The sequence below is a fragment of the Nonomuraea sp. NPDC049028 genome (genome assembly GCF_043197735.1).
In the GTDB taxonomy this organism is placed as follows: domain Bacteria; phylum Actinomycetota; class Actinomycetes; order Streptosporangiales; family Streptosporangiaceae; genus Nonomuraea.
Genome location: NZ_JBICTR010000007.1, coordinates 592,533 through 617,811, shown reverse-complemented (window position 1 = coordinate 617,811; position 25,279 = coordinate 592,533). Strand labels below are relative to the sequence as shown.

Here is a 25,279-nt window from a genome sequence, read left to right as displayed (position 1 = left end):
GGTCAATGGTGTGCGGGATCTTCTCCATGCTCGGCCACTGGTTCGCGCCTGCTTCGCCGACCTGGGCGACCAGCGGTTCTGGCGCACCGACCTGCACCCCTGGCAGCTACGGCCCGCTGGAAGTGATCGCCCGCAACGGACACCCGCGCACAGATCGCGTTGATCACCTTGTCGTCCCGCTCGATGCGGGCGATCGCCTCGTCGGTCAGTTCCGCCGAGGTCACTTCACCGGCACGCATGGCGGCCGCGAGTTCTTCGGCCGATCGAAAAGTCGATTCCATGAATGTGCACCCTAATGGCCTGCCACAGGCGCTCGAAAAGCCGAAAAAACCGCTTCCGAGATGTCGCGTCCCAGGTCAGATGGGTTAGCGGTGGGGAGGCCATAAAATGGCGCTCCGCACAATGAGATAGATGTCTCCATGCTCATCGGCGCATGGCCATAGCGAGCGGGATTTGTCCAGTAGCGGAATAACTCTTTTAAAATCTTCCCATCGCGCTTCTACCGGATGCGGCCGGATCGCGAGCCGACGCCGCTGCACACGGGTGAGGTGATCGCGCGGCGGCCGAGCGACATCGACCAGATCGTCAAGCTCTGCTGCCTATGGTCGCGGACGCATCCTGGCCACCCGCGCCGCGAGACGGACAGGCACGCCACTCGCATCACCCCACGACGTACGGCACCAGGTGCTGGTTGTGCACCAGCCAGATGGCCCGCTCCAAGTCAGGAGTGAGATAGCGGTCATCGCCCAGGGGCGTGATGTACTCCCTGAGCTCCGCAAACAGGGTCCGCGTGCCGGCGCCGAGCGGCAGGCCGGACATCTGCTGCGCGATGAGGTCGATTCCCTGAGCGGACATCAGGTACTGGACCGCCAGGACGATTTCCAGCCGGTCGAGGTTCTCGTGCAGGTGCCGGACCGAGGCCATCGCCATCGTGTTGTGGTCCTCCTGCCCATCCTTGACCGGCCGGGACAGGGTGCCCGCGGGTGTGGCCCTGGCCTGCATCTCCGGGATCAGCGCGGCGGCCACCGTCTGCACCTGCACCATTCCGGAGTTCAGGCCGACCGTCCCGCCGGCGAGATTGGCCGGCAGGCCGTAGCTCCACCTGGGGGACAGCAACCGCCCCGACAGTTCCTGCGAGAGCACCCCGATGTCGGTGATCTCCGCGTTCACGGCGTCGGCGAGATGCCCCATGACGGAGCCGTCCCAGTTGCCGCCCATCACGAACTCGTACCCCGACCCTTGATCGCGCTTGAAGATCAGCGGGTTGGAGGTCGAAGCGTTGGCCTCCCGTATCAGGGCCCGGCGCGTGTCGGCGAGAACCTGCCGCAGCCCGGCCATGATGTGCGGCGCCGCCCGCACCGACACCGCGTCCTGGACCCGCGGGTGGTAGTCCGCCGGATCGAGGCGCCGGCGGCCCTCTTCCGTCATCCAGCCCGAGCCCGCCACCATCGCGCGCAGACGCGCCGCGATCGCGTTCTGCTCGGGGATGCGGCGTTCTTTGTGGGTACGCGCGTCCAGCGATCCCTGCTCGGCCCTGGTCGCCTCCATGAACAGGGCGAAGGCGCCCTCTGCCTGATCGGCGAGTACGGTGGCCCGGTGTACGGCGTCCATCAGCGTGGCGGCCAGGACCGTGCTGCCGCTGATGATCGGCAGCGCTTCCCCGGCCTGCAAGGTGAAGTCGCCGGGCAGCCCGGCCTTCGGCAGCAGCTCGGAGGCGGGTCCCTCCTCACCCCGGTAGCGCACCGGCGCGTCCTCGCCTATCGCCGCCAGTCCCGCCGCCGCCTGCGGCTGCAGGTCTCCGGTGCCCAGCGAGCCGATTTGCGGCATTCGCGGCACCACCCCGGCGTTGACCATGGCCAGCAGCCGCTGGGGCACCTCGGGGCGCACGCCGACCGTTCCTCTGGCCAGCTGGTTCGCCTTGAGGATCATGGCCAGCTTCACCACGTTGTCGGGCAGCGGCTCCCCGACGCCCGCGGCGTGGGAGCGCAGCACGTTGCGCTGGAACTGCTCCGCCTGCTCGGCCGTCAGCGGACGGTCCTTCAGCGGTCCGAGCGCCTGGTTCCACCCGTACACCCGCTGGTCGTCCAGGGCGGCCAGCGCTCCGGTTCGCGTCTCGTTCATGTGGGCCCACGCGTCCGCCGCGAGCCGCACGACGACGGGACGGCCTTCGAGGATCGCGAAGGAGTCGTGCAGAGAGAGCGAATCGCCGTCCAGCACCAGGTCCATCACCGGCGGCGTCGCCCCTGCTGGGGGCGGTTCGGGATCGGCGACCGCCTGCCCCGGCACGCACAGGGCGGCGAGCAGGCCCACACCGGCGGCCATTCGTCCTACGTGGGTCATCACGTTGTCCCCCGGGGCGTCACGACGAAGATCAATGCCGCTCCGTTATAGCCACCGGACGCAGGAGAGCCAGAGAGGGCTCAACAGGGCTGACTCAGCCTCGACCAGTCCTATGACCGGCACTTACTTCTTCGACAAGCCAAGCCCTGGGTCAATCGACCAGCCCGACCTCGATGAGCACCTCGCGCTCGCGCACGGTGAGGGGCGTCCATCCGACGGGTTGCGTAGCTCAGCCGTGGGTTTGTTGGGCGTGTTTGGGGAGCAGGCTGACCAGGAGCAGAGTGAGGAAGTAGAGGGCGGCCGCGATGGCGAAGACGAGTTCGGCGGCGGCGGTGTAGGAGTTGGTGGTGGGGTGGCCGGCGCGGGCGAAGAAGACCGTGCCGAGTGCGGCGACGCCGAGGGCTCCGGCGAACTGCTGGACCGCGTTGAGCATGCCCGCGCCGGTGCCGGCCTCTTCGGGAGTGGCGTCGCCGAGGATGTAGTCGACCAGCGGGACGAAGATCAGGCCGGAGCCGAAGCCGGTGATCAGCAGTGCCGGGGCCAGGTTCCATGAGGTGATCGCGGTGCCGAAGTGCGCGACGGTCCACCACAGGGCGAGCAGTCCGGTGACGGCGAGGGCGAGTCCGATCTGCAGGGTTGCCCGGCCGAGTTTCTCGGCGAGGAAGGCGCCGGCCAGGCCGACGGCGATGGCCGTGCCGAGGGCCCAGGGGATCAGGGTGAGCCCGGCGTGGATGGGGGTCCAGCGCATGCCGAGCTGGAGCAGCAGGTTGATGACCAGGGTGAAGCCGCCCAGTGAGGCGAAGAATCCGCCGGTGATCACCAGGCCGACGACGAAGCTGCGCTTTCGGAACAGCGAGGGCGTGATGAGCGGGTGCCGGCTGCGGCGTTCGGAGACGACGAACAGCGCCAGGGCGACGGCGGCGGCGATCATCATGGCGTACGTCCATGCGGGCCAGCCGAGCTCGCGGCCTTGGACGAGCGGAATGATGAGCAGGGCCGAGGCGGCGGTGAGCAGGGCGACACCGGTGAGGTCGAGGCGGACGGTGGAGTCCTCGCCGCCACGGCGGGGCAGGACACGCCAGCCGAGCACGGCGGCGATGACGCCGATCGGGACGTTGATCAGGAAGATGGACCGCCACTGACTGCCGAACAGGTCCATATGCAGCAGCCAACCCGCCAAAATCGGCCCGGCCACGGTGGCCAGGCCCATCATCGGGCCGAACGGGATCAGGGCCTTGCGTAGGTGCTCGGGCGGGAAGACGACCTTCACCAGGGCCAGGCCCTGCGGGATCATGACGGATCCGAACAGGCCCTGCAGGATGCGGGCGACGATCAGGAACGCCACACTCGGGGCCAGGCCGCAGGCCAGCGAGGCCAGGGTGAAGCCGGTCATGCCGATCAGGAACAACCGACGGCGGCCGAGCAGGTCGCCCAGCCGCCCGGAGGTGACCAGGCCGAGGGCGAAGGCCGCGGTGTAGCCGGTGAGCACCCATTGCAGGGTGACCGGGCCGCCGCCGAGGTCGGCGCGGATGGAGGGCCCGGCCAGGTTGGCGACGCTGGAGTCGATCAGGTCCATGACGTCGGCGATGAAGACGACGGCCAGGACGGCCCACGCGTGCCGCAGGCTCAGCGTCGCCACGGGTGGGGTACGTTCATCTATGCTCATGGAACACTGTTCTACTATAGAACACTGCTCCATACAAATGGAAAGGTGTTCTATTCGCTGGTAAGGTGAGCCCATGAGGTCCACTCCCGAGCAGCGGCGCGCGGCCCGGCATCAGCAGCCCACCGACCAGGACACCGCCGCCCGCACTGCCGCGCCCGCCCGTCGCAAGCAGCCGATCACCGTCGACCTGATCGTCGACACGGCGCTGGGCATCGTGGCGGCCGAGGGGTACGAAGCGCTGACCATGCGGCGTGTGGCAACCGCTCTCAAGACCGGGCCCGCGTCGCTGTACTTCCACGTGGTCAACAAGACCGACCTGGACGACCTGCTCATCGGCCGCCTCAGCGCCGCACTGGTCCTCCCCGAGCCCGACCCGGCCACCTGGCGGGAACAGATCATCGGTGTGTGCACGCAGATGCGCGACCAATACCTGAAATATCCCGGCATCTCCCGCGCCGCGCTGGCCGTCGTACCGACGAACCTGGAAACCCTGCGCGTCGGCGAGGGGATGTTTTCGATCCTCCTCGCCGGCGGCGTGCAGCCGCAGACCGCAGCCTGGGCCAGCGACGCCCTGACCCTGTACGTCAACGCCTACAGTCTGGAAGCCTCCCTGCGCACCACACGGCAGAGCGACACCGGAGCCAACGGGGAAGGCGCCGACGATGAGTGGGTTCTATCCCGCGACGAACTGCTGAGCCGCTTCGCCGCCCTGCCCGAGGACCGATTCCCCAACACCAGGCGGCACGCGGCCGAACTGACCGCCGGCACCGGTCACGAGCGGTTCGAGTTCACCCTCAACCTGATGCTCGACGGCCTCACCGGACGCTGACCTCGGCGTCGTTCATACCGCTACGTGTTCACTCCAGTCCCGGCCTGCTCAAGCGAGTGCCGAGCTTCCATCACCGCCGCGTACGACGGCGCTCGGCAAGGTGGCTCCACGCTGCTACGACAGCGATGGAGACGAGCAGCAACACGACGCTTCCGACGATGTCGAGCACATAGTGGTTCCCCGTGACGAGCACGACTGCCGTCATACCCAACGGAAAGATCCACGGCAGCAACGCCCATCGCGGATGGGAGGCCCGCAGCGCGCACCACACGGCGTACGCGCACCACAACGACCACCCCACGTGCATGCTGGGCATCGCTGTCAGATTCTGGCCGTTCGCGATCTCTCGTGAGGCATGGCCGCCCAGGATGTCGTACTCGGCGATGATGTCGACGACACCCGGTAAGGCGAACCGTGGGGGCGACATGGGCAGCGCCCAGTAAACGGGCAGCACCAGAACGACCATCGCGACGAGGGTCCGCCGAACCTTGACGTAGACCTCGGCATGCCGGACGAAGACCCACACCAGCACACCGATGATCGCGAGGTAGTACAGGCGGTAGTAGTACACCGCCGGCTGGATGAGGGCCGGATGCTCGGTCAGCCACTGGTTCGCCCTCAGCGCGATGTCCAGATGAACGGCCCGCTCTATGGACTGCACGGCCAGAGCGTTGGCGGTGGCGGCTGCGACGTCCTTCCCGACGGCGGTATGAAGCCATGCGAAGAGCAGGATCACGAGCAGCAGCGCGGCCACTTCGACGAGTGGTGCGGGGCGCCCACCCATCTTCCCGACAAGTGCCGCCGATCGGGCACGAGCGACCAGGCTCGATAATCGGCCTACTGCCACCTCACGTGGGCTCACGCGGGTCACCCTAACCCACCGTTCCTGCAAAGCAGGCGCGCCGGATGAGGGCGATCACAGTGTCGGCGGTGCAATCGAGGAAGCTGCGGCTTGACCTCCACCGCCCGCCCCATCGACATGCACAAGCGGGCGCTGGAGGTGGCGACCGGTGCTTCCCGACCGCTGACGACGACTGCGAAGGTCCACGTATCTACGTGGCCTCAGTCGCCCTGGCGGGCCGGGAAGCGGCCGTCAGGACAGTTTTTCGAAGAAGAACTCGTGCTTGAGAAACGACGTGTCGTATTCGTGCCCTGGGTACGGCGGGATCAGCTGCGACGCCTGGAACAGCCGCCAGCCGTCGCGCAGCGCGTCCACCCCCGTCTCGTACGGCGGTTCGTCCCCGTCGCCCGCCGTCGGATCGGTACGCCCGGTGCCGTCGTAGCGGGACCATCCCACCACCCGCGCGTCGAGGGCGGAGGTGGCCAAGTAGAGAACGAGCACCTGCTGCTTCATGCGACCCTCCCGGGACGGTTGTTCACACGCGTGATCCAGTAGTCGATGTCGAACGAGGGATCCGCGGTCATGGCGCGCCACAGGAGTGCCCGATTGTGGTACTCCAGCCGGCCGGTTGCCTGCTCGTACCAGGGGAAACGCCTGCCCAACTCGTCGAGGACGGCGGGGTCGGCGAGGTCGGAGGTGTCCCACAGGAGCACCTGCGGGACGGTGGGGTTGAACCGGATCTTGAACATGTACCGCCGAACCGCGCTGTCGTTGCGCCTGCCGCCGTGCCAGATGCCGTGGTGCAGCAGCATCACCGTCCCGGCGGGGCAGGTCAGCCGGGTCTGGCCGAGCAGGTTCTGGTAGCGGCCGGTGTCGCTCTCGTTGACGCGGCGCAGGTGGCTGCCGGGCACCACGAGGGTGCCGCCCATGTCCGCGGTGACCTCGCGGGGGTAGTACATGAGCTGCACGTCGAAGGCGTCCACGCGGGTGTCGATGATGGCGTCGGCGTGCAGCGGCTGGGCCTGTCCGTTGTACGGCTCGCGGATGTGCACGGCATGGTGGTCGACGGTCGGGCCGGGCCCGACGAGGGAGTGCAAGGCCCCGGCGACCTGGGGCAGCTCGATGAGGCGGCGCGCGAACGTCCCCTCGGGGAATGCCTTGTCGATCGGGGTCCCGTACGGCAGGCGCGGGATTCCCGCCTCCAGTACGTCGATCGCCTGGTCGTTGAGCTCGTCCGGGACGACTCCGTCGAGCCGCAGGTAACCGGCGGCCACGAAGCCGGCCACCTGCGCGGAGGTGAGCAAAGTGGTTCTCATGCCTCAAAGCTAGAATCGGACACTCGCCGTGTCGTGGGTTGTAATCCTCATCTACTGGTTGATTTTCCCCCATTGGGGTAGACATGCGCTGTGCGTCACCTGACGATCGCGCTCTCGGAGCCGCCCGTGGTGGCCGGGGCGGGAGTGGGCGTGCACGGCGTCGTCGGCCTCCACGACGTGTTTCGGCTGCCCGACCTGTGGCAACTCCACCTGTACGGCTACGCGGCCGAACTCGTCCTGGACAACACCACGCACGCCATCAAGCCGGGACACGTGAGCCTGATCCCGCCTGGCGCCGAGGTGCACTACCACTATCGGGGCAGATCAGAGCACCTGTACGCACACTTCCGCCTGCCCGGCGAGGACGAGCGCCGCACCGTGACGGTCATGCGGGACGCCGGCGACCAGGCCCCGGTCATCGGCGCCGCGCTGCGCCAGGCCATCGCGGCCGTCCCCGGCACCCCGGCCAGGGCATCGGCCGAGGTGTGGTCGGTGCTCTGGCGGGTGGCAAGCCTGCCCGTGGTCGGCAGCCGGCCCGCCGTGGTGGCCGCGGCGATCGAGTACATCGAGGCGAACCTGGCCGCACCGCTGACCGTACCGGACGTCGCCAGGGCCGCCGGGGTTTCGCACAACCACCTCACCCGGCTGTTTCGCGCCCAGAGCGGTGACACGGTGGTCGCCTACATCCGCCGCCGCCGGCTGTCGCGGGCGCTGCACTTGCTGCGCGAGTCGACGCTGGCGATCCCGGCGATCGCCGCGGCAGTGGGGATCGCGGACCTGCAGGCGTTCAACAAGGCGTGCCGCCGTGAGCTGGGTGCCTCTCCCCGCGTCCTGCGCGCGCGGCGATGATCCACTGAGATATCGATATAGATCACCGTCCGGACGGCGAGTGCCGATAATGGCGTGTGCCGTTCACCCTGAGCCATGTCGCCGCGATCCTGCCAGTGCGGCGGTGGTTACCGCCGTCGGCGCTGGCGGTCGGGGCGGTGATACCTGATCTGCCGTACTACCTGCCGCTGCCGTTCTCGTCGGCGAGCACGCACGCATGGTGGGGGGTGCTGCTGCTGGGGGTGCCGTCGGGCGCGGTGCTGCTGGTGCTGTTTCACCAGGTGCTCCGGGCGCCGCTGGTCGCGTTGGCCCCGGCCGGGCTGCGCGCCCGGCTGCCCGTCGCGCCGCGGCCGGCGCCCGTGACGGTGGTGGCGGCGCTTGTCGCCGGGATGGCCACGCACCTGGTCTGGGACGGGTTCACGCAGGTCGGCGGGTTCGCGGTGGCGCACTGGCAGGTGCTGCGACTACCGGTCGTCGGCCCGCATCGTGTGTTCAACGTGCTCATGTACGCCAGTTCGGCAGGTGGTCTGGTAGCCCTGGCCGGATGGTTCGCGCTCTGGTATCGGCGGACCCCGGTCCGGCCGGAACGGCTGCCCGGGGTGGCGGGCCGGGTGCGCGGCGCGGTGCTGGCCATGGTCACGGTGGCCGCGATCGCCGGCGCCGCCGCCGGAGCGGTGACCGACCGCGCCGCGGTGAGCGGCTACGACCTGGTTCGGAGCATCCTCCTGGGAGGCGCCGACGGGGCCGCTGTGATACTTGCGTGCTACGTACTCGTCTGGCATGGGCGGAACGTGGTGAGCAGCGCATACTGCAGGAACTCATCGAGGCCGAAGCCACCACCGTGATCGGCGCCCCATGAGGCAGACAACGGGCACGCGCCCAAATGCCACATCAACCGACGACCTTCCAGCCGTCCGCCGTCGACCCGCCCGAACCGCGGGCCGGAAAGGTCGTCCACAACGATGTTCATGCGGTCTCCCGCATCAGCGTCTGCTCACGCGTAACGCGGTTGGGCCGGGTCGGCAGCCCAAGTGTCGGGTTGGCGACGCTCCATGCGGCGCTCTTGCAGACCAGTTCCTTGTACGCGGCGGCCAGTCGGCCGGTCAGGACCGCCTGCTTGGCACGGTCGTCGGCCGTGACGTACTGGATCAGGCCCTCCTTGCGGCCCAGTGAGACGCACAGGTTGAAGTAGCCGATCGTCTTGTTCGGGACCTTCCGGCCGGTCAGGCGCGCCGCGATGGCGTCGGCGGCCAGCCAGGCGGTGGGGATGCCGGAGGCGCACGACATCCGTAGCGGCTTGTCTCCGGCGCCCATCGCCATGGCCGCGTCGCCGACGGCGTACACATCGGGGTGTGAGACCGAGCGCATGGTCCGGTCGACCACGATCTGGCCGGTGCCGGAGACCTCCAGGGAAGTCGCCTTCGCGATCGGGTGGACCGCGAAACCGGCGGTCCATACGGTGACCGCGGCGGGGATGACCTTGCCGTCGGCGGTGGTGACGTGGTCGGCTTCGACGCCGCTGATGACGGCGTGCTCGTACGCGGTGATGCCGAGCCTGCCGAAGACCTTCCTTACGTGCTCGCGCCCCTTGGGTGAGAGCCAGTCGCCGACGCCGCCGCTGACGGCCAGGGCGACGTTGAGGTCCGGGCGGGCCTCGGCGATCTCGGTGACGGCCTCCACGCCGGTGAGGCCGCCACCGACCACCACCACGGCCTGCCCGGCGTCGAGGCCCGCCAGGCGCTCGCGTAGCCGGAGCGCTCCGGTACGGCTGGCGATCTGGTAGGCGTGCTCGGCGGTCCCGAGTACGCCCTGGCTGTTCCAGTCGCTGCCCAGGGCGTACACGAGGGTGTCGTACTCCAGTTCTTCGGCACCGTTCGCACCGGTGATGGCGACGGTCTTGCGGTCGACGTCGACGCCGGTGACCTTCGCGAGCCTCAGTTCGACGCCGGTGCCGGCGAAGATCTCGCTGAGCGGCCGGGGCCTGAGGTCCTGGCCGGTCGCAAGCTGGTGATTGCGGACGCGTTCGACGAAGTCGGGCTCGGCGGTGACGAGGGTGATGGCGACGTCCTCGCGGCGCAACCGCTTGGCGAGGCGGCCGGCGGCGCTGGCTCCGGCGTATCCGGCTCCGAGAACGATGACGCGATGCTGCATTTCAGGCTCCTGTCCGGTTCGGATGTGCCACTTGAACCGGATGGCCCGCTGTTTCCTGACAGGAACGCGTTGTGAGACACGTCACATCACGAGCAGGGGCTCCCCGTGGCCGGCCGCCGCCCATTGCTCGGTCGCGCGTTCGAGCTTGTCGGGGTTCGCCTGGGTACGGCAGGCGGTGATGCCCTCGGCGGTGACCTCCAGGCACATGATGGCGACGACCCGGCCTTCCACGACGGCCACAACGGCGGGTTCGCCATTGGCGGTCCAGGCGTATATCTCGGGCGAGCCGCCGACGACGGCGCGCTTGGCCTCGGCGGGCTTGAACAGGCCCCACACGAACTTCGCGACCGCGACGGCTCCCTCGAACGCCTTGGTACGTGCCGGAACCTTCCCTCCGCCGTCGCCGATGGAGATGGCGTCCTTGGTGAGCAGGCGTACGAGCTCATCGGTCTGACCACTGGTGGCGGCCGCGAGGAACTCCTCGACGATCCGCCGGGCGGCGGCCTCGTCGATCTCGGTGCGGGCTTTGCCGTACGCGACATGCTTCTTGGCGCGGTGAAAGATCTGCTGGCTGGCCGCCTCGGTGATGTCGAGGATCTCGGCGATCTCCCGGTGCGGGTAGTCGAAGGCCTCCCGCAGCACGTACACGGCCCGTTCGTTGGGGGACAGGCGCTCCATGAGGGTGAGGACCGCGTACGAGACCGATTCGCGCTGCTCGGCGGTGTCGGCCGGGCCGAGCATCCGGTCCCCGGCGAGCAGCGGCTCGGGAAGCCATTGGCCCACGTAGGTCTCGCGGCGCGCCCGCGCGGAGGTGAGTTGGTTGAGACACAGGTTGGTGAGCACCTTCGTCAGCCAAGCCTCGGGGACCTCGACGCGGTCGACGTCGGCGGCCTGCCAGCGCAGGAAGGTCTCCTGCACGGCGTCCTCTGCCTCGTCAGCGGAGCCGAGGAGACGGTAGGCGATAGCCTCCAGACGGGGCCTCGACAGCTCGAACCGGTCCACGTCAATCACCGTTAGAGGCATGGCCCGAATCCTAACTCTTCATGCGTGACCAACTCATATGGTTCTCGCATGCCTAAAAGCCTCCGCCTCGCGCCTATCACCCCCGCCAACTTTGAGACGGCCATTGCCGTGAAAGTCCGCCCCGAACAAGAACACTTCGTCTCACCTGTGGTGAAGTCGCTGGCCGAGGCGTACGTCCACCCGAACGTGGCCTGGCCACGCCTCATCCTCGACGGCGACCGTCCGGTCGGCTTCCTCATGGCCTTCTTCGATATCGACTGGGACGGCAAGGGAGTCGACTTCCGGTCCGGCTTGTGGCGCCTCAACGTCACACCCGACGCACAAGGGCAGGGAGTCGGCCGCTTCGCCGTCGAATCAGTGGCGGGCGAAGTCAGGCGTCGTGGTGGCACGCAGATGTATGTGACGTGGGAACCGGGAGCGGGCAGCCCCGAAGGCTTCTACCAGAAGCTCGGGTTTCAGCTCACAGGTGAGAAGAGCGGGGGCCAGACGGTCGGCGTGCTGGACCTGACGAAGCCCTCGTAATGGCAGGGGTGGCTGCCGCGAAAACGCTCACAGTCTCAGCGACAGGCGTCGCAATCGTCGCACAGGGTTTTGATCCAGGGGCGTTGGACGCTGTAGCCGGGGCTTACGGCCAGCAGTTCCTCGTGCAGGCGTTGCAGCAGCGGATGCCAGCCCTGGCCGATGCCGTCAAGGTGGGCGGGGATCTGTTCTGACATGGCTTCATGATCCGATGCAGTGAGGTCGGCTGTCGACAGCGTCAACTCGCTGATCCCTTCGCTCGGTAGGGTGCCCGTAGAAACGCTCTCCCTATTGCAGCTGGAAGAATACGAGCCCCCGGGCAATCGCCGGAGCTGACGGTCTCGGATTTAGACGGAGGCACCGAGAATGGCCGCTGGTGAGCCTTGGACGGGTAACGATCCAGATCACAATGATCAGTGCCATGCGCGATGGGGTGCCTCGTTGAATCGCTCCACCGCCCAGGCCGATTACCTGGACGAGTGGTACTACTCCCAGTGCGGAGGATGCCGTTTCTGGATCGCGTTGAGCGGTCAGCTCGGTTTGGACTATGGGGCCTGCACCAACCCCGCCTCGTCGTTTGACGGGCGGGTGCGTTTCGAGCATGACGGCTGCGTGCGGTTCGTCGACCGCGAGGACGGCTCGTTCGGGTAGCAGCCCCGGTCAGGCGGCATGAAGCTCCGACCGAGGAGAGTGTGCGCCCCGCCACCGCTCACGGCTTCAGCTCAAGCCTCTTCTTCGACGCACCCGGGAACACGACGACCAGGTGCTGCTCCTCCCCCGCATCTTCGACCCGCACGTAGACACGGAGCCGGTAGCGGCCCTTCCCCGCGATCGCCAGGTTCGGCATCGGGGCGCCCGCGCCCACCTCTCCGCCCTCGCCCATATACGGCACAGTGAGCCGGCCGCTGCGGCTGACGATCGGCACCTCGCTGACCTGATCCCACCCGGCCGTCCGCTGCGGCGGTGCGGTGCGGAAGGCCTTCACGGTAAGGCACAGGTCAGAGACGTCTTCGACGTGCCCGATGAGCACCGCGCTGCCGGCCACCCCGATGAGGTTGCTGTCGTCGTCGTAGACCTTGTCCATCGCCTGCTCCGCCGCCTCCTCGGCCGCTGCGTCTTTGGGATCTTGGACCAGATAGCCGGGATCGCCGTCGACGAACAGGAAGTAGTTGGCCGTACCCTGGACGACACCCTTCGTCCGAGGCCACGGGTCGCGGCACTTCGCGTTCTTCTCGGCGATGTAGGCGGCGTTCGCCGCCTCCGTCTCCGTGGTCGACCGCAGCAGCTCGGGATTTGTCGCACCGACGATCTCCGGGCACACGTAGACGAGGTCCCACGGGTCCACGCCCCAGGCGGGCCGCGCGCTCCCGGCCCGCGTCAGAATCGCCTTCTGCTCGTCGCGGTCCTCTGTACGGCACAGAGCCCGCCCGTACGCGAGGATCGCCTGATCCGGCACGCTGTCAGGGAACATGGGCGGGACTCCGCCGTCTCTGCTCCGCGCTCGGCACAGGAACGCGGCGTCGCGTTCCGCGGGTTTCAGGTCGCCGAAGCTCGGCCGGTCGTAGCAGCCCATCGACCGGCCGGTGTAGGTGAGGTGCGCGGCCTGCTCCGGCTGGATCAGTGCGATGATCGGCAGTACGGTCACGGCCGCCACCGCGACGCGGATCACGCGCTGCCGTGCGGCCGGAGGGTCTGCCAGGCGGTCCTCAGCGGGCAGTTCACGGGCGGTCGCCGCGATCCACACGGTGCTGACGAGCCCCACCGCGTCCATCATGATCGGCAACGCTATATTGCCGCCGGCGAGTACGTTGAACGGCATCGCCTGCGTGTAGACACCCAGCGACAACAACCCGGCGACCTGCGTGCCGCGGCTCCACCGGCCGTCGCGCCGCTGCCCGACAATCGTGATGATGGTCGCCGCCACTCCGCTCAGCATCAAGCCCAGTTCGAAGACGCCGCCCGATCCAAGCTCGGGGAGGTCGAGATCGTCGAGCAGTACGTTGGCCATCCCCGCCAACTCAACCGCGAACATCGCTCCGGCCGCCGCCCGCAGCATGCGGGACCGCCAGCGGATAACGAGCAGGTAGAGGACGTCGATCGCGGTCCACAGCGCGAGCTGGAATGCCATGTTGACCGCGTCGGGGAGCAGCGCGATCGGGAACCACAGCACGAGGCTGTACGCGACCGCGAGATACAGCAGCCGGCGCAGCGCCTTTGCCCGGCGGTTCAGCGGTCCGGGTGCGGGGGCACGCAGGATCAGCCACAGGAGCGCGGCCTTCACCAGGGCGGCCACGAGCAGCACCACAGTCGTCGGGGTGTCGAACCCGCCGCGCATGTAGAACTCCGCGTAGGCCGGCGGCGACCATTCGACTGCCGCCCAAAGCCAGGCGTCGCCGAGCACTAGGCCCGCGACAGCCGCCGCAAGGACCAGACCGACTAATCCAATCCTGATAATCCGCCATAAATTAACCGAAAGCACGGGACGCGATCTTAGCGCGGCACCACCGTACAGGGAGTGTGCCCAGTCAGTGGCTCTGTTTCCTTTTCCCACAGTTCGTGGTCAGCGGCCTGGAAGAAAGCGAAAGTGACGGCGTTGGCTGCGCCCTGGTTGAGCAGGGCCTCATCATCGCGCTGTGCAACGAAGATACGTCGGACGACGATTACATGTACATCGAAGTGTTGGCCGATCTAGTTGGCACCCGGCGCAACTGACTGCTTTAGGCCCTGGCGCAGAAGCTGATGCGACGGCGTATGAAGTGCGCCCCCGGCCGCGACCACTCCGTACCGATCGTAGAGCTAACCATTGACCGAGGCGCATCCCATCCAGTCCCACCAGGCAGTACGCGAGGCGGGAGCCGCCGGCGCCGCCAGGGTCAACCGAGCGTGAGTGAATCGCCGGTAACGGAAGCAAGAGGGCCGCCACTTGGTCGTAGATCGAGGCGTTCAGCCGGAATCAGCGACGAACAGCCGCTCAGAGCTGCCCGCCCCTGAAACGCAGAAGAGGCCCCGTAGGGCCTCTGAACTGCGCGTGGCAGGTGCAAGGTTCGAAATTGCGTAGACTAAGGCGCCGTGAGCATGGCTCTGTCATGCCCCGCTGGACGCGGGCGGCCGGCTCAGCTGCAGCGGGCGACGCGGGTCACGGAATACGGCTTGTAGGCAGCGGCGTAGAACTTCTTCTTGCCCTTGGTGTGGGCGTTGACCGTCATGCAACGGTACTTGGCCGCCTTGTCGCCGACCGAGCCCTTCCTCACGAACATGATCTTGGCGCTGACCTTGTGGCTGCAGTGGTTGTTGAAGTAGATGGTCACGCTCGTGTTGCCCTCACCCCACGAGTAGTTGGCCCACTTGCCTCTGGGCCGGGAGCAACTGATGCTGTCGCGCTCGACCCCGGCTTGAGCCGACGCGGCGATGGCCTTCGTACTGGCGGTCTCCGTACTCGTCCGTGCGGTGCCTGCCTGCGCGGAGCCTGCGGTCGCCGGTGTCAGCAGCATGGCCGTCGCGGCGGCGGAGCCAAGCAGAACGGATGTGAGCTTCTTCATGCTTCAACCTCATAAGAGCAAAGATCTTGACCGAATCAACCGTATCGGCCATCCCAATACTCTGTAAAATCGAGGTTGTCAGCCCGTCAAGCAGCTTGTCGCCAGCGCCGTCCAGGCTGTGAGGACCTGGAGAGCGAAGGGTTGGAGACTGATCTACCAGGCGTTTGCTCCCAGCAGCGATGAGTCTCGCGGTGGTCCCACGTCTACACGTCACACCGCTCCATCGCACTCGAATCGGGAGACATCTTGAAGCTTCTTCTCACCTCCGGAGGCGTCACGAACGCGGGCATCCGCGATGCGCTGGTCGATCTGCTGGGCAAGCCGATCGCCGACTCCAGCGCCCTCTGCATCCCTACGGCGGAGTATGGCCACCCCATGTGCACGCCGGCCTCAGCCTGGCGCTTCATCGCCGGACAAACCCCGGCACCCATGTGCGACCTGGGCTGGAAGTCGGTGGGCGTCCTCGAGCTCACCGCACTGCCCAGTATCGGCAAGGACCGCTGGGTCCCCTGGGTCCAGGAGGCCGACGTCCTCTTGGTGGACGGTGGCGAGGCGACGTACCTGTGCCACTGGATGCGGCAGTCCGGGCTGGCGGATCTCCTGCCATCGCTGTCCGAGACGGTCTGGGTGGGGGTGAGCGCCGGAAGCATGGTGATGACCCCCCGGATCGGTGACTACTTCGTCGAATGGACGCCGCCCACCGGAAGCGACCGCACCCTAGGGGTCGTCGACTTCTCGATCTTCCCGCACCTGGGACACGAGCTCATGCCGGGAAACACCATGGCCGACGCCGAGAGATGGGCCGCCGACATCGCGGGTCCGGCGTACGCCATCGACGACCAGACGGCCATCAAGGTGACCGACGGCACCGTCGAGGTCGTCTCCGAGAGGCGCTGGAGGTTCTTCTCCTCCTAGCCACCGACGCCCAACCGCCTGAGTGGGCGAGGCGCCTACTCAGGCCGCAGATCGCGTGCGCTGCGGCCATCCGCCTTGCGCAGGCTGAGCCGACGGTTTTACAGCGGACCGATGTTCTCGCCCGCGTCATGCCTCTGACTTGGCCATACGGCTATCGTCTCAGGATCCACCTGAAGATCCATCCCGCGTATCCCGTGGACATGCATCTGGGGGCACATGACTGCTGTACGCATGGCCCTTCAGGGCACGAGGAGCGATCGTGAGGCACCGTGACCATGCCTCCGCTGGACACGGCCGACCGGCTCAACTGCAGCGCGCGACGCGGGTCACGGAGTACGGCTTGCAGGCAGCGGTTCGGCGCCGGCCCCTTGGTGGGGGCGGCGTGCAGGTACGCGGTGGCCAGCGCACGGTGCAGTTCGGTGGTGTGTGGGTCGTCGGCCAGCGCGTCGATCGCGCTGGTCAGCAGGCGCCTCAGCCGATCGGTGTCCTCGCCTGTCCCCGTCTCGGCGAGGAGCCGAGTACGGAGCAGCGGGTTAGCGGCCAGCCGGTCGGGGCGGCGCACGACGATCGCCGAGGCGGGCGGCCCGCGGGGAGACGTCCGAGGTGCCCATCAGGTGGCCAGCGTGCCCAGCAGGGCCAGGGCTTGGGCCGAGGGCGAGTCCGGCTCGGCCGGGTGGGCGATGAGCCGCAGGCCGGGCCTGCTGGCGATGGGGAAAATCTCGGTGCGCAGGTGCAGGTCGCCGACGTCGGGGTGGTGGAAGCGGGTGCCGGGGGTGAGCGCGCCGCGCGGCTCGGGGGCGGCCCACAGCCGGCGGAAGTCGTGGCTGATGATCGCCAGCTCGCCGACGAGTTCACGCAGGTGGTGGTCGTCCGGGGTCTGACGGGCCACTTGGCGCAGGTCGTGGACGGCCGCCCGGGCGGTGCTGGTCCAGTCACGGAAGAACTGCCGTCCTGCCGGGTCGAGGAAGATCATGCGCAGCAGGTTGTCGCCGAGGACGAAGCGGTTGTGCAGCACGTTCGCCAGCGGGTTGCGGACCAGCACGTCGCCGGACCAGCCCAGGATGAAGGCCGGGGCCACCGTCCAGTCGTTGAGCAGGGCCAGCACCTCGGGTGCGACGCGCTCGACGCGGCTGGGCCGGCGGCGCCCGGCGGTGGGCCGGGCCAGCCGATACAGCTCCACTAGGGCATGCTCGTCCAGGCGCAGCGCCCGGGCCAGGCTTTCCACCGTCTGGCGGGTGGGGTGCTCGCGGCCCTGTTCGAGCCGGGCGTAGTAGCCGACGCTGAGGCCGGCCAGGTGGGCGACCTCGTCCCGGCGCAGCCCGGGAACCTGCCGGCGGCCGTCCGCGGGCAGACCGGCCTGCTCGGGCCGCACGAGCGCGCGGCGCTCTCGCAGAAACCTCCCCAGCGGGTCGTTGCGATCACTGTCCATGACATCCGAGGTTAGGCAAACGCTGGACCGGCTGCCTGGGTGCATCACTCCCAGGTTGAACGACCCCCGGTGAACGACCCCAGATGAACGACGCGAGCCGCGCCGGTCAGGTGCTGAGGTCGAGCTCACGCAGATGACGGCGGGAGCCGATGCCGAGTTTGCGGTAGATGTTGCGCAGGTGGTTGTCGATCGTGCGCGGGCTGAGGAACAGGTCGGCGGCCACTTCACGGGAGGTTCTGCCGGTGGCCACGAGACGGGCGATGTGGGCCTCCTGCGAGGTCAGGGCGTCCAGGGGGGAGCTGGCGGAGCTGACCGGCCGATCCCCGAGGTCGCGCAGCGCCCGGGCGGCGCGCGTGGCGAAGGCGGTGGCGCCCATACCGTCGAACATGCGGTGAGCCTCATGCAGGCTCGCGCGGGCTCGTGGCCGTGCGCCGGAGCGGGCGAGCCACTCGCCGTGCAGCAGGTGCGTACGGGCCAGCTGGACGGCGACCCGGGTGCCGGCGAGGCGGTCGATGGCCTCCTCGTACAGCTTGTCCGGGGTGTCGCTGAGCAGGGCGCGGCAGCGGGCCAGCACGCCGAGCCCCCAGCCGGTTCCGGCGGCCTCGGTCAGCTCAGCGAGCTCGTCCAGGGCGGGTCCGGCCAGATCGAGCCGTCCGGTGCGGGCGGCGGCCTCGATCAGCTCGGGCAGCGCGGCGGCGCTCCAGAACAGGCGGGTGCGGCCGGCGGCCTGGCGGGCGGGTGCGAGCGCCGCTGCGTGTTCGCCGAGCCCGTTGTGCAGGACGGAGGTGGCGTACTCGACGATCGTGACGAACCCGCCGGCGCCGTCGGCGGCCGCGCGCATGCTCTGCTCGAACAGCGCGCGGGCTCGGCCTCGGTCGCCCTGGTGGGCGGCCAGCACGATGGCCGCGTAGGGGACGAAAGCTCCGGCGATGGCCTCGGTGAGGGCGTGCGCCTGCTCGGTCATGGCCGAGGCGGCGGTGAAGCGACCGGCGTAGGTGGCCGCCACAGCCTGGAAGTTGAGCGCCAGCGGCAGGAACGTCAGCGCCCCCGCCTCCCGCGCGAGCTCGACGCAGCGGGTCGCCAGATCGTCGAGCGCGACCTCGTCCCACAGGTCCCAGGCCGCGCGACAGGCGACAGGCAGCCAGCCCGGATCATCGGCTTGGCGGAAGCCGTCGACGGCCGCGCGCAGCAGCGGCCCGGCGGCGCGCTGGCCCTGGGTGAACAACGTGGCCAGGCCGTCCAGCAGCAGGTCGGCGGGTTGTGGCATCGGCGGTGCGGCGGGGCCATGCAGCACGGCGGCGGCCACGGCCTTGATGCCGTGCGCGTCGCCGTTGCGTTCGGCTCCGGTGGCGGCCCACAGAGCGTCCAGCGCGGTATGCCTGGCCAGGGCCGCGTCCAGCGGCGCCATCTGCTCGGCCGCTTCCAACAGCAGCACGGGGGCGTCGTCGTCGCGGCGCAGCGAGAAGGCGATCTGTCCGCGCAGCCGCAACAGGCGGGCCCGCCCGGCGTCGGTAAGGGGGCCGGCGTCGGCGACCGTGAGGAGAGCGCCGGTCTGCTCGGAGGCCCCTGCCTCGTGTTTGGCCTGGGCGGCGGCCAGCGCGCGCTCGGCTCGTGCGGCGGGATCCGGGGTCAGCTCGGTGGCGCGTTCGAGGAACGCGGCGGCGGCCGCCACACCGCCACGGCGCCGGGCCCGGCCGGCCAAGCGCTCCAGCTCACCGGCAAGGTGTTCGTCGGGCTTGTCCGCGGCATGGGCCAGATGCCAGATGCGCCGGTCGGGGCGGTGTTCGGGGTCGAACGCGCGGGCCAGGGCGCGATGGGCGTGGCGGCGCTGGGTTTCGGTGGCGAGCCGATAGATCGCCGATCGGACCAGCGGGTGGCGGAAGCGGACATCCGCACCGACCTGCACCAGCTCGGTGCTTTCGGCGGGTTCGACGTCGGACAGGGTGAGCCCGTCCGACTCCGCGGCGCGCCGCAGCACGCCGGTGTCGCCGAGGGGTTCGGCGGCGGCCAGCATCAGCAGCCGCCTGGTGCGCTCGGGCAGCGTGCTGAAGCGGTGCTGGAAGCTCTGCTCGACCAGGTCGGTCACGGGCGCGTCGAGGTAGCTGGGGTAGCCGGCGGGGTCGAGGTCTCGGGGCAGCTCCAGCAGGGCGAGCGGGTTGCCGCGCGCTTCGGCGATGAGCCGGCGGCGGATTTCCGCGTCCAGCGGGGCGTGCGGCAATGCGGCCAGCAGGGAGGCGGCCTCCTGCTCGGTGAGCGGGGACAGCGGCAGGCGGGGAAGGGCGGCCAAGGCGGGTACGGCGTCCGGGTCGCGCATGGCGAACAGCAGGGTAACGGGCTCGGCCTGAACGCGGCGGGCGACGAAGGCCAGCGCCTGGGCCGAGCCCGCGTCCAGCCACTGGGCGTCGTCCAGGACGCAGACCACCGGTGCGCTGGTGGCCGCCTCCGCCAGCAGGCCGAGCACGGCGAGCCCGATGACGAGCGGCTCCGGAGCCGACCCTTCACCCAGGTCGAATGCCGCCTGCAGCGCCGCCCGCTGCGGTGTGGGCAGTCGGCCGGTCAGGCCGAGCAGGGGCAGGCAGAGCCGGTGCAGCGCGGTGAAGGCCAGCTCCTGCTCGAACTCCGCGCCCGCGGCGCGCAGGATCGTGCTGCCCGGCACGGCGGCCGGCACCACGCTGTCCAGCAGAACGGTCTTGCCCAGCCCGGCCTCTCCGTGGACGACCAGTGCCGTGCCGGCGCCTTGCCGCGCCTGCTCCAGTAGCCGGGACACGTGCGGCATCTCACGGCGCGCCAGGCGAAAAAACGGCAGGTCAGGACCGGTATGCGTGGTGTACTCGCTCATCGAACCCGATAGTAGTTCAAGATTGAATTACTGCTGCGGGGGGTGCCCTGCTCCGAACGCCGTCTCCCTCAGCTGTCTGCGGGAGGTGATGTCGAGCTTGGTGAAGACGCTGCGCAGGTGGGCGTCCACGGTGCGCGGGCTGAGGAACAGCCGCCGGCCGATCTCCTTCGACGTGGTGCCCGCGGCGGCCAGCCGGGCGATGCTCTCCTCCTGCGGTGTCAGCAGGACCAGACCGTGCCCGGGCGGGGGCGCGCTGCCCGCGGCCAGCTCCCGTTCCGCGCGCCCGGCGAAGGCCTCGGCGCCCATCGAGGTGAACAGGGCGTGGGCGGTGCGCAGTTGCTCGCCGGCGTCGGTCCTGCGGCCCTGCCTGCGCAGCCATTCGCCGTACGACAAGTGGGCGCGCGCCAGGAAGGCGGACGGGTGCGGCCCGTCGGAGGACAACGCCCGGACGGCGTCCCGATAGGAAGGCTCGGCGGCGGAGCCGTCACTCAGCAACGCCTGGCACCACGACGTCAGCCCGACTGCCCAGCCGGTGCCCGCCGCAGCGGCGTGCTCGCGGACGCGGCTGGCTGCCGGCGCCGCCAGGTCCGGCCGGCCACCCCTGGCGGTCGCTTCGACGAACTCCATCGCCGCCAGCGGCCACAGGCCGGGCTCGGTCTGCTCAATGGCAGCGGTCAGCGCCTGGCAGGCCATGTCGTAGTGGCATTGGCCGTTCAGCAGCACCGCATGCGCGAGTTCGGCGAACGCGCCCCGCCTGCCGTCCTTGGCCGGGACGTCCTCGGCCGAGATGCGTCGTCGCAGACGCGTCAGGGCGGACTCGTCCCCGCGCCACGCGGCACACAGCAGCGCTCCTGGCGTGATCGAGACGGCGCCGATGGCCGCGGCGATGGCCTGACCGTCGCGGACGTACCGGTCGGCGACGGCCAGGTCCCCGGTGTAGAGGCGGGCCACCGCGAGGTCGTCCAGCGCCGAGCGCAGCTCGGCCAGCGCACCGCTGCTGGTGGCGGCGCGCACCCGGGCCTCTGCGATCTGCTGCCAGCGTGGGAAGTCCCAGACCTCCACCGTCGCGATCGCCGGCAGTGGCCCCCGCACTGCCGGGCCTGCCTCCAGCGCGTGCCGCAGCAGGGGCATGGCCTGGTCGGAACCAGCCACGAGCAGGGCGGCGATCGCTGCCAGGAACTCGTCGATGGGCTGCGGCGGGGCGGGCAGCACCGCGACGGCCTCAGCCACGGCTCGGCGCTGGCGCACTGAGGCGTCGCGGCCGATCATGATCGTCACGGCGAGCGCTTCGAGCAGGCAGGCGCGCGCTTGGGGCAGATCGGCGGCGACGGCGCCCAGGAGCGTGTCGAGGGTGGCCTCGCCCCGATCGGCCGCATATCGGATCCGGGCGCGCACAGTCGTGGCGCGGATCCGCTCCGCCGGGCCCGCGTCCAGCAGGCTCGCCAGCGCCAGCGCCTCGTCGTCGGCGCCGATCTCCCGCTTGGCCTCGGCGGCGGCCAGCGCGCGACCCGCGCGGCGGCGCGGGTCGGCGGTGAGCGAGGCGGACAGTTCCAGGAACGCGGCGGCGGCCGCCGCGCCGCCGTTGCATCCCGCCTGCCCAGCGCGGGCCTGCAGTTCTGTGGCGACCTGCTCGTCAGGGCCAAGTGCACCCAAGGCTCGGTGCCAGGCCCGGCGGTCGGCGTCCGCGCGAGAGCCGGTGGCCTCGGCGAGGGCGTGATGCGCCCGGCGCCTGGCCGGCGCGTCCGCGCCGCGATAGACCGCGGCGCGTAGAGCCGGGTCCGCGAATCGCACCGGGTTCGACAGCTCCAGCAGCCCCGTGTCCTGCACCTCCTGGCCGTCGGCCACATCCAGGCCCAGCTCGCCGGCGGCGCGCCACAGCAGCGCTCGATCGCCGGTGGGGTCGGCCGCCGCGACCAGCAGCAGCATGCGGCCGGCCGCGCTCAGCGCCGTGACAGCGGCAGGCAAGTCGCGGTCATTGCCCACGGCCGGATGTGCGACGGGCATGAAACCGCCCGCCGTGACCGCCGGGGACGGGGCCTGCAACAGCGCGCGCGGGATGCCCCTGGCCTCGGCGAGGATCCTGCGGCGCACCCGCCTGTCGACGGGTACCAGGGTGTGAGCATCGAACAGCGCGCCTGCCGTGCTCTCGGTCAGGGGGCCGAGGCGCAGCCGGGGTAGCTCCTCGATCTCGGGCCGATCCGCCGGCTCGCGCAGCGCGAGCGTTACGGCGACACCGGCCGATGACAGTCCCCGCGCCATCAGGTCGAGGGCCTGGGCGGAGGGCCGGTCGAGCCAGTGAGCGTCGTCCACCAAGCACAGCAGCGGCCGGCCCGCGGTGCTCTGCTGCGCGAGCGCGCGCAGGGCGAGCCCCATCGTGAACCAGGCGGGCTCGCCTTCCCCGTCGCCGGCGGCGAAGGCGGCCTCGACGGTGGCGCGCAGGTACGGCGGCATCCGGCCGAGGTCGCTCAGCAGCGGGGCGAACAGCTGATGGACTGCGGCGAAACGCAGACGGCTCTCGGACTCGGCACCGGCGGCCTGCAGGACGCGAAAGCCCACGGCCCGAGTCCGCAGGTGCCCCAGCAGGGCGCTCTTGCCAACCCCCGCGGGCCCGTACAGCAGGACCGCGCCACCACGACCGCCGCGGGCGTGCTCCAGCAGCCGGTCGAGCTTCTCGCTCTCGTGCCGGCGTCCGTACAGCACCGGGGCGGCGCGAGTGGGGCTCGGGTCGTTCATCGAGGCCGACCCTACCCGCGGGTTTACCCGCCCTTGTCACATGCCTGTGTCGTTCGTGTTGTGTGAGCAGCTCAGTCAGCCTACGGGTGGCCTTCCGGGGACAGGACGAGGCTAAGGACGATCTTGCCGCGCGTGTGCCGCCGGGCCAGCTCGACGTAAGCGTCGCGGACCCGTTCCAACGGGTAGACGGCGTGGATCGGCACGCTGAGCCGCCGCTCGGCGACCAGGGCCGCGAGCCGTTCCACCAGCCCGGGTGAGAAGGCGTCCTCCTGGGCCTGGCTGCGCACGCCGTAACGGCGCACAGCCGCGCCGTCGGCGATGGTGTTGATGCGCTGCGGCGGCACGCCGAGGTCGATGGCGACCTGCACGTTGCCCGCGCCGAAGGTGTCGATGAAGGCGTCCACCCCGTTCGGGGCCGCCGCGCGCAGCCGTTCGGCCAGACCGGGGCCGTGCAGCACCGGTGTGATGCCCAGCGATCGGGCGAAGTCGAGGTTGTGCGGACCCACGGTGCCGACCACGGTGGCGCCGCGCAGGCGGGCCAGCTGGGCGGCCAGGACGCCGACGCCACCCGCCGCGGCCGAGACCACCACGGTCTCTCCCGACTGGGGCCGCACGGCTTCGACGCCCGCCCAGGCGGTCACGCCCACCGCCGAGAGCGGGGCCGCCTCCTCCCAGCACAGCACTGCGGGCTTGCGGGCCAGGGTGGCGGCGTCGTGGACCACGTAGTCGGCCTGGGCGCGGCGCGGGGCGTAGCCGATGACCTCATCACCTGGCGCGAAGCCCGTCACGTCCTGGCCCACCTCCACGACCTGGCCGGCCAGGTCGTTGCCCTGCCCTTCGGGGAATGCCGCCGGCCACAGGTCCGCGAAGACACCCTCGCGGATGCCGATCTCGCCGGGGTTGACGGGGGCGACGTTCACCTGGACCAGCACCTGGCCGGGGCCTGGCGACGGCCGGGGCACCTGGACGACCTCCAGCACCTCCGGGCCGCCGTAGCTGCTGAATCTGACTGCTCGGGGCACGCGCACGTCTCCGTTCATCACGATGGGTCCTCTCGCCGGGCGCCGCCATCGTGGCGTGACGCGGCAGGCATCACCGGGCATGGGGGCCTCCCAACAGGGGGTGGATCGGGAGATCAGGATTGCGCGGCGCGCCCGGCGCCCGCCTCGGCGGAAGTTACTCAACGAATGCGGCGTTCATCGCTATATGAGTAATTCTCGCCGATGCCGGTATCGCCCCTGGTCAGAGAGGCTGTAGCGGTGACGGCGAAGGACAGGAGCAGCAGGTGAGGGCGCTAGTCTCCCGCGCGTACGGGCCTCTTGAGGAGTTGTCCTTCGCCGATGTGCCCGTTCCGGTCCCGGAGCCGGGACAGGTGCTCGTCCGCGCCGAGGCCGCGGCGCTGAATCCGATCGACGTCAAGCTGGTCACGGGCGCGATGCGTGCGGCCATCCCGGTCACGCACCCGTTCGTGCCCGGCGTCGACATCACGGGCGTGGTGACCCGGCTGGGCGAGGGGGCCACCCGGTTCGCGGTCGGCGAGCCCGTCCTGGCCTGGAACGGCGTCCGCTCCGGCGCGCTAGCCGAATACGTCATCGTCGACACCGGGCCCGCCAGCGCGCGACGGCCCGACGGCCTCGACCCGCAGCGGGCGGCGGCGCTGCCGACGGGCGCGTTGACGGCCGCGGCTCTCATCGAGGCCGCCGCGCTCGGCCCGGGCATGACCGTTCTCATCGTCGGCGCCGCCGGCGGCCTCGGCTCCTACGCCGTCCAACTGGCCACGCAGGCCGGAGCCCGCGTCATCGCCACCGGTCGCGCCGGGCAGTTCGCCTTCCTGCGTGGCCTCGGCGCCGGCGCGGTGATCGACCACACTGCGGCGGAGGTCGCGCCTCAACTGCTGAACCTGTTCCCGGACGGCGCCGACGTCGTGATCGACCTCGCCAACGCCGGGCCCCGGCTCGAACGCAGCGCTGACGCCGCCCGCGTGGGTGGCCGGCTGGTGTCTCCACTCGGCGGCCCGTCCAGCTTTGCCCGCGGCGTGCAGGCCATCTACACCGGCACCGTCCCCGTGCCAGGAAGGCTGGACGCCCTCGCCGAGCAGGCGGCACGCGGCGCTCTGCGGGTCGTGATCGGTGCCACCTACGAGTTCGCCGACGCCCCCCAGGCGCTCATCGACTTGGCCACGCAGCACAGCCAGGGGAAGGTGACCATCACCTTCTGACGGTTCCGCACGTTGAAAGGACGGACATGACAGCCCGCACGAGCACGCTCGGTACGGTCATGCAGGCCGCGCCGATCAAGAGCCCGATCAAGG

Annotated in this window: 24 protein-coding genes; 8 read left to right on the top strand and 16 right to left on the bottom strand. The window is 69.9% G+C overall.

All coding sequences use genetic code 11. The annotated features are described in order from the left end of the window. Positions 1–2: 2 nt before the first annotated feature. From ACGFJ2_RS30150 to ACGFJ2_RS30140, 3 genes are all read right to left on the bottom strand, one after another. Positions 3–281, bottom strand: a complete 279-nt coding sequence (locus ACGFJ2_RS30150; protein ID WP_393473900.1) for a hypothetical protein — start codon at positions 279–281, stop codon at positions 3–5. A 379-nt stretch (positions 282–660) separates the two neighbouring features. Beyond that, positions 661–2,340 carry a histidine ammonia-lyase gene (gene hutH / locus ACGFJ2_RS30145; RefSeq protein ID WP_393473897.1) on the bottom strand — a complete coding sequence of 560 codons (1,680 nt, stop codon included), beginning with the start codon at positions 2,338–2,340 and terminating at the stop codon, positions 661–663. A 229-nt stretch (positions 2,341–2,569) separates the two neighbouring features. After that, complete coding sequence (locus ACGFJ2_RS30140) at positions 2,570–4,006, bottom strand: MFS transporter (protein ID WP_393473894.1); 1,437 nt, start codon at positions 4,004–4,006, stop codon at positions 2,570–2,572. Positions 4,007–4,079: 73 nt separating this feature from the next. Between ACGFJ2_RS30140 and ACGFJ2_RS30135 the strand changes: the two genes are divergently transcribed. Further along, a complete protein-coding gene (locus ACGFJ2_RS30135; RefSeq protein ID WP_393473891.1) occupies positions 4,080–4,835 on the top strand; it encodes a TetR/AcrR family transcriptional regulator in 756 nt (251 codons plus the stop codon). A 70-nt stretch (positions 4,836–4,905) separates the two neighbouring features. On the opposite strand, the gene ACGFJ2_RS30130 is transcribed toward ACGFJ2_RS30135, so the two are convergent. The 3 genes from ACGFJ2_RS30130 to ACGFJ2_RS30120 form a co-directional block, all read right to left on the bottom strand. Further along, a complete protein-coding gene (locus ACGFJ2_RS30130) occupies positions 4,906–5,589 on the bottom strand; it encodes a phosphatase PAP2 family protein (RefSeq protein ID WP_393473888.1) in 684 nt (227 codons plus the stop codon). A gap of 339 nt (positions 5,590–5,928) precedes the next feature. After that, a complete protein-coding gene (locus ACGFJ2_RS30125) occupies positions 5,929–6,189 on the bottom strand; it encodes a hypothetical protein (RefSeq protein WP_393473885.1) in 261 nt (86 codons plus the stop codon). Beyond that, a complete protein-coding gene (locus tag ACGFJ2_RS30120) occupies positions 6,186–6,992 on the bottom strand; it encodes a phytanoyl-CoA dioxygenase family protein (RefSeq protein ID WP_357954939.1) in 807 nt (268 codons plus the stop codon). The genes ACGFJ2_RS30125 and ACGFJ2_RS30120 overlap by 4 nt, the downstream gene beginning before the upstream one ends. Before the next feature lie 90 nt (positions 6,993–7,082). On the opposite strand from ACGFJ2_RS30120, the gene ACGFJ2_RS30115 reads away from it, so the two are divergent. Together ACGFJ2_RS30115 and ACGFJ2_RS30110 are read left to right on the top strand one after the other, a co-directional pair. Beyond that, positions 7,083–7,841, top strand: coding sequence for a helix-turn-helix transcriptional regulator (locus ACGFJ2_RS30115; RefSeq protein WP_358204525.1), 759 nt, complete (start codon positions 7,083–7,085; stop codon positions 7,839–7,841). 56 nt (positions 7,842–7,897) lie between these two features. Then, a complete protein-coding gene (locus ACGFJ2_RS30110) occupies positions 7,898–8,665 on the top strand; it encodes a DUF4184 family protein (RefSeq protein ID WP_393473881.1) in 768 nt (255 codons plus the stop codon). A 121-nt stretch (positions 8,666–8,786) separates the two neighbouring features. On the opposite strand, the gene ACGFJ2_RS30105 is transcribed toward ACGFJ2_RS30110, so the two are convergent. Then, a complete protein-coding gene (locus ACGFJ2_RS30105) occupies positions 8,787–9,971 on the bottom strand; it encodes an NAD(P)/FAD-dependent oxidoreductase (protein ID WP_393473878.1) in 1,185 nt (394 codons plus the stop codon). A gap of 81 nt (positions 9,972–10,052) precedes the next feature. Beyond that, positions 10,053–10,994, bottom strand: coding sequence for an RNA polymerase sigma-70 factor (locus ACGFJ2_RS30100; RefSeq protein WP_357954931.1), 942 nt, complete (start codon positions 10,992–10,994; stop codon positions 10,053–10,055). 48 nt (positions 10,995–11,042) lie between these two features. Here ACGFJ2_RS30100 and ACGFJ2_RS30095 point away from each other — a divergent pair, with 48 nt between their 5' ends. Continuing rightward, positions 11,043–11,516 carry a GNAT family N-acetyltransferase gene (locus ACGFJ2_RS30095; RefSeq protein ID WP_357954929.1) on the top strand — a complete coding sequence of 158 codons (474 nt, stop codon included), beginning with the start codon at positions 11,043–11,045 and terminating at the stop codon, positions 11,514–11,516. Positions 11,517–11,551: 35 nt separating this feature from the next. On the opposite strand, the gene ACGFJ2_RS30090 is transcribed toward ACGFJ2_RS30095, so the two are convergent. Next, on the bottom strand, positions 11,552–11,710 hold the full coding sequence (locus ACGFJ2_RS30090; RefSeq protein WP_393473874.1) for a hypothetical protein: 159 nt from the start codon (positions 11,708–11,710) through the stop codon (positions 11,552–11,554). Positions 11,711–11,879: 169 nt separating this feature from the next. Here ACGFJ2_RS30090 and ACGFJ2_RS30085 point away from each other — a divergent pair, with 169 nt between their 5' ends. After that, positions 11,880–12,164 (top strand): DUF3027 domain-containing protein, encoded by a 285-nt coding sequence (locus tag ACGFJ2_RS30085; protein WP_357954925.1) that lies wholly within the window; start codon positions 11,880–11,882, stop codon positions 12,162–12,164. Between the two features lie 58 nt (positions 12,165–12,222). Here the strand turns inward: ACGFJ2_RS30085 and ACGFJ2_RS30080 are convergent, their stop codons facing one another. Then, the gene (locus tag ACGFJ2_RS30080) at positions 12,223–13,848 is read right to left on the bottom strand and encodes a hypothetical protein (RefSeq protein WP_393473870.1); all 1,626 of its coding nucleotides are present in this window, start codon (positions 13,846–13,848) and stop codon (positions 12,223–12,225) included. Between the two features lie 221 nt (positions 13,849–14,069). Between ACGFJ2_RS30080 and ACGFJ2_RS30075 the strand changes: the two genes are divergently transcribed. Then, complete coding sequence (locus ACGFJ2_RS30075; protein ID WP_357954921.1) at positions 14,070–14,225, top strand: hypothetical protein; 156 nt, start codon at positions 14,070–14,072, stop codon at positions 14,223–14,225. Between the two features lie 401 nt (positions 14,226–14,626). Here ACGFJ2_RS30075 and ACGFJ2_RS30070 read toward each other — a convergent pair whose 3' ends face one another. Further along, a complete protein-coding gene (locus ACGFJ2_RS30070) occupies positions 14,627–15,052 on the bottom strand; it encodes a hypothetical protein (protein ID WP_358204486.1) in 426 nt (141 codons plus the stop codon). A 246-nt stretch (positions 15,053–15,298) separates the two neighbouring features. On the opposite strand from ACGFJ2_RS30070, the gene ACGFJ2_RS30065 reads away from it, so the two are divergent. Continuing rightward, positions 15,299–15,967: a Type 1 glutamine amidotransferase-like domain-containing protein gene (locus tag ACGFJ2_RS30065; protein WP_393473866.1), complete on the top strand. Its 669-nt coding sequence runs from the start codon at positions 15,299–15,301 to the stop codon at positions 15,965–15,967. A gap of 151 nt (positions 15,968–16,118) precedes the next feature. Here the strand turns inward: ACGFJ2_RS30065 and ACGFJ2_RS30060 are convergent, their stop codons facing one another. The 5 genes from ACGFJ2_RS30060 to ACGFJ2_RS30040 form a co-directional block, all read right to left on the bottom strand. Beyond that, the gene (locus ACGFJ2_RS30060) at positions 16,119–16,529 is read right to left on the bottom strand and encodes a hypothetical protein (protein WP_393473863.1); all 411 of its coding nucleotides are present in this window, start codon (positions 16,527–16,529) and stop codon (positions 16,119–16,121) included. A 48-nt stretch (positions 16,530–16,577) separates the two neighbouring features. Further along, the gene (locus ACGFJ2_RS30055; RefSeq protein WP_393473860.1) at positions 16,578–17,396 is read right to left on the bottom strand and encodes a helix-turn-helix domain-containing protein; all 819 of its coding nucleotides are present in this window, start codon (positions 17,394–17,396) and stop codon (positions 16,578–16,580) included. A gap of 106 nt (positions 17,397–17,502) precedes the next feature. Next, entirely contained in the window at positions 17,503–20,235 is a 2,733-nt protein-coding gene (locus ACGFJ2_RS30050) for an ATP-binding protein (RefSeq protein ID WP_393473857.1), read from the bottom strand. A 27-nt stretch (positions 20,236–20,262) separates the two neighbouring features. Continuing rightward, positions 20,263–22,968: an AAA family ATPase gene (locus tag ACGFJ2_RS30045; RefSeq protein WP_393473854.1), complete on the bottom strand. Its 2,706-nt coding sequence runs from the start codon at positions 22,966–22,968 to the stop codon at positions 20,263–20,265. Positions 22,969–23,048: 80 nt separating this feature from the next. Further along, positions 23,049–23,990 (bottom strand): NADP-dependent oxidoreductase, encoded by a 942-nt coding sequence (locus ACGFJ2_RS30040; RefSeq protein ID WP_393473852.1) that lies wholly within the window; start codon positions 23,988–23,990, stop codon positions 23,049–23,051. A 263-nt stretch (positions 23,991–24,253) separates the two neighbouring features. Here ACGFJ2_RS30040 and ACGFJ2_RS30035 point away from each other — a divergent pair, with 263 nt between their 5' ends. Beyond that, complete coding sequence (locus tag ACGFJ2_RS30035; protein WP_393473849.1) at positions 24,254–25,186, top strand: NADP-dependent oxidoreductase; 933 nt, start codon at positions 24,254–24,256, stop codon at positions 25,184–25,186. Positions 25,187–25,279: the final 93 nt, after the last annotated feature.

Coding starts and splice junctions, on each gene's coding strand:
- ACGFJ2_RS30150 (WP_393473900.1), bottom strand. CDS start 281: ATGGAATCGACTTTTCGATCGGCCGAAGAACTCGCGGCCGCCATGCGT.
- hutH (WP_393473897.1), bottom strand. CDS start 2,340: ATGACCCACGTAGGACGAATGGCCGCCGGTGTGGGCCTGCTCGCCGCC.
- ACGFJ2_RS30140 (WP_393473894.1), bottom strand. CDS start 4,006: ATGAGCATAGATGAACGTACCCCACCCGTGGCGACGCTGAGCCTGCGG.
- ACGFJ2_RS30135 (WP_393473891.1), top strand. CDS start 4,080: ATGAGGTCCACTCCCGAGCAGCGGCGCGCGGCCCGGCATCAGCAGCCC.
- ACGFJ2_RS30125 (WP_393473885.1), bottom strand. CDS start 6,189: ATGAAGCAGCAGGTGCTCGTTCTCTACTTGGCCACCTCCGCCCTCGAC.
- ACGFJ2_RS30120 (WP_357954939.1), bottom strand. CDS start 6,992: ATGAGAACCACTTTGCTCACCTCCGCGCAGGTGGCCGGCTTCGTGGCC.
- ACGFJ2_RS30105 (WP_393473878.1), bottom strand. CDS start 9,971: ATGCAGCATCGCGTCATCGTTCTCGGAGCCGGATACGCCGGAGCCAGC.
- ACGFJ2_RS30100 (WP_357954931.1), bottom strand. CDS start 10,994: ATGCCTCTAACGGTGATTGACGTGGACCGGTTCGAGCTGTCGAGGCCC.
- ACGFJ2_RS30095 (WP_357954929.1), top strand. CDS start 11,043: ATGCCTAAAAGCCTCCGCCTCGCGCCTATCACCCCCGCCAACTTTGAG.
- ACGFJ2_RS30090 (WP_393473874.1), bottom strand. CDS start 11,710: ATGTCAGAACAGATCCCCGCCCACCTTGACGGCATCGGCCAGGGCTGG.
- ACGFJ2_RS30085 (WP_357954925.1), top strand. CDS start 11,880: ATGGCCGCTGGTGAGCCTTGGACGGGTAACGATCCAGATCACAATGAT.
- ACGFJ2_RS30080 (WP_393473870.1), bottom strand. CDS start 13,848: ATGCGCGGCGGGTTCGACACCCCGACGACTGTGGTGCTGCTCGTGGCC.
- ACGFJ2_RS30070 (WP_358204486.1), bottom strand. CDS start 15,052: ATGAAGAAGCTCACATCCGTTCTGCTTGGCTCCGCCGCCGCGACGGCC.
- ACGFJ2_RS30055 (WP_393473860.1), bottom strand. CDS start 17,396: ATGGACAGTGATCGCAACGACCCGCTGGGGAGGTTTCTGCGAGAGCGC.
- ACGFJ2_RS30050 (WP_393473857.1), bottom strand. CDS start 20,235: ATGAGCGAGTACACCACGCATACCGGTCCTGACCTGCCGTTTTTTCGC.
- ACGFJ2_RS30045 (WP_393473854.1), bottom strand. CDS start 22,968: ATGAACGACCCGAGCCCCACTCGCGCCGCCCCGGTGCTGTACGGACGC.